The sequence below is a fragment of the Peptoniphilus sp. BV3AC2 genome (assembly GCF_000478945.1).
GTDB classification, from domain to species: Bacteria; Bacillota; Clostridia; order Tissierellales; family Peptoniphilaceae; genus Peptoniphilus_B; species Peptoniphilus_B duerdenii.
Map to the genome: position 1 here is coordinate 1 of NZ_AWXD01000024.1, position 3,049 is coordinate 3,049.

Below are 3,049 nucleotides of genomic sequence, written 5' to 3' on the forward strand. Positions count from 1 at the left end.
CACCTTCGCTAGACAGCGAAAAGAACCATGAAAACTGCAAAATCAAGATTATGTCAATCAATCAAATTTCAAGAATGAGAAATCAAAGAGAAAAAGAAGAAAGACAAAATCACTGGAAAATTAATAAACAGTAAGTTTAATTAATAAAGGTCAAGTTAATAAGAGCACTAGGCGGATGCCTAGGCACCAAGAGGCGAAGAAGGACGTGACAAGCTGCGAAAAGCTACGGTAAGGCGCAAGTAACCAATAACCCGTAGATCTCCGAATGGGGCAACCCACCGCGAAGGCGGAATCCTTACATGAATAAATAGTGTAAGAGAAGCGAACCCAGCGAACTGAAACATCTAAGTAGCTGGAGGAAAAGAAAGAAACATCGATATCCTAAGTAGCGGCGAGCGAACGGGATAGAGCCCAACCGTGCATAAAGCAAAAATAGTTAGTCGAAGGACCTGGGAAGGTCCACCAAAGAAGGTAACAGTCCCGTAGACGAAAACGACGATAGCAGGCACAAAAGAGTACCACGAGGCACGAGAAACCTAGTGGGAACACAGGGGGACCACCCCCTAAGGCTAAATACTACTTGGTGACCGATAGCGAACAAGTACCGTGAGGGAAAGGTGAAAAGAACCCCGGGAGGGGAGTGAAATAGAATCTGAAACCTAGTGTTTACAAGCAGCGAAACTGGTAATAACCAGGATCGTGTACTTTTTGTAGAACGGGCCAGCGAGTTATGATAAAAAGCAAGGTTAAGAAATTAAGTTTCGAAGCCGTAGAGAAATCGAGTCTTAATAGGGCGTAAGTTATTTGTCATAGACCCGAAACCGTGTGATCTATCCTTGGGCAGGGTGAAGTTAAAGTAAAATTTAATGGAGGCCCGAACCGGGTAGCGTTTAAAAGCTATCGGATGACCTGAGGATAGGGGTGAAAAGCCAAACGAACACGGAGATAGCTGGTTCTCCTCGAAATAGCTTTAGGGCTAGCCTTTAGTTAAAGTGACGCGGGGGTAGAGCACTGAATAGTCAAGGGGCGTTATACGTTACCGAGACCTATCAAACTCCGAATACCGAATCACAAACTAAGGAGTCAGACTATGTGGGATGAGCTTCATAGTCGAAAGGGAAAGAGCCCAGACCACCAGCTAAGGTCCCAAAATACTGATTAAGTGGAAAAGGATGTGGAGTTACTGAGACAACTAGGATGTTGGCTTAGAAGCAGCCATGCATTCAAAGAGTGCGTAATAGCTCACTAGTCAAGTGACTCTGCGCCGAAGATAACCGGGGCTAAATCAGATACCGAAGCTGTGGAATTACAAACGTAATTGGTAGAGGAGCAATGTATGCAGGACGAAGCAGAAGCCGTAAGGCACTGTGGACAACATACAAGAGAGAATGCTGGCATGAGTAGCGAGAGGTGAGTGAGAATCTCACCCGTCGAAAACCCAAGGATTCCTGAGGAAGGCTCGTCCACTCAGGGTAAGTCGGGACCTAAGGCGAGGCCGAAAGGCGTAGTCGATGGACAACAGGTTGAAATTCCTGTACCGATATCAAGCGACAAAAAGTAAGTGGGGACGCAGGAGGATAAGCGCAGCGCCCAGTTGGTGAGGCGTACAAGCACAAAGTCTGGAAAGTAGGCAAATCCGCTTTCCATAAGGATGAAGTGTGATGTGGATCGAAAACAAGTAGAGAAGGAGCCGACTCCACACTGCCAAGAAAAGCCACTATCAAGTAAGATATCGCCCGTACCGTAAACCGACACAGGTAGGAGAGGAGAGAATCCTAAGACGCGCGGAAGAACCTTTGTTAAGGAACTCGGCAAAATGACCCCGTAAGTTAGCGAGAAGGGGAGCCTAACCAGAAATGGAAGGCCGCAGTGAAAAGGCCCAAGCGACTGTTTACCAAAAACACAAGTCTCTGCAAAGTCGAAAGACGAAGTATAGGGGCTGACACCTGCCCGGTGCTGGAAGGTTAAGGGAAAGAGTTAGCTTAAGGCGAAGCTCAGAACTGAAGCCCCAGTAAACGGCGGCCGTAACTATAACGGTCCTAAGGTAGCGAAATTCCTTGTCGGGTAAGTTCCGACCCGCACGAAAGGTGTAACGATTTGGGCACTGTCTCAACAAAGGATCCGGTGAAATTGTAGTAGCGGTAAAGATGCCGCTTACCCACGACAGGACGGAAAGACCCCGTGGAGCTTTACTGTAGGCTGACATTGGATTTTGGGATTAAATGTACAGAATAGGTGGGAGACTAAGAAACAAGTACGCCAGTATTTGCGGAGTCACCTTTGGGATACCACCCTTTTAATACTAGAATTCTAACCGACTCCCGTGAAACCGGGAGAGGGACACTGTCAGTCGGGCAGTTTGACTGGGGCGGTCGCCTCCTAAAGAGTAACGGAGGCGTTCAAAGGTTCCCTCAGCACGGACGGAAATCGTGCGAAGAGTATAAAGGCAGAAGGGAGCTTAACTGCAAGACCAACAAGTCGAGCAGATAGGAAACTAGGACTTAGTGATCCGGTGGTACCGAGTGGAAGGGCCATCGCTCAACGGATAAAAGCTACCCCGGGGATAACAGGCTTATCTCCCCCAAGAGTCCACATCGACGGGGAGGTTTGGCACCTCGATGTCGGCTCGTCTCATCCTGGGGCTGAAGTAGGTCCCAAGGGTTGGACTGTTCGTCCATTAAAGAGGCACGCGAGCTGGGTTCAGAACGTCGTGAGACAGTTCGGTCCCTATCCGTCGTGGGCGTAGGAAATTTGAGAGGAGCTGTCCTTAGTACGAGAGGACCGGGATGGACAAACCTCTGGTGAACGAGTTGTACCGCCAGGTGCATGGCTCGGCAGCTAAGTTTGGAAGGGATAAGAGCTGAAGGCATCTAAGCACGAAGCCCCCCTCGAGATGAGATTTCCCTCGAAAGATAAGACCCCTTGAAGAAAATGAGGTAGATAGGCTCAAGGTGTAAGAGCAGAAATGTTTTAAGCTAGCGAGTACTAATAGGTCGAAGACTTGACCAAAAGATTTTGCAGTAATATCCGGTGACAAAAGCAGAAGGGA

1 rRNA gene is annotated in these 3,049 nt (G+C 48.3%); it reads left to right on the forward strand.

The features are described from left to right. Positions 1-148: 148 nt before the first annotated feature. Positions 149-3,009: ribosomal RNA gene (locus HMPREF1252_RS05190) — 23S ribosomal RNA — on the forward strand. Positions 3,010-3,049 lie beyond the last annotated feature (40 nt).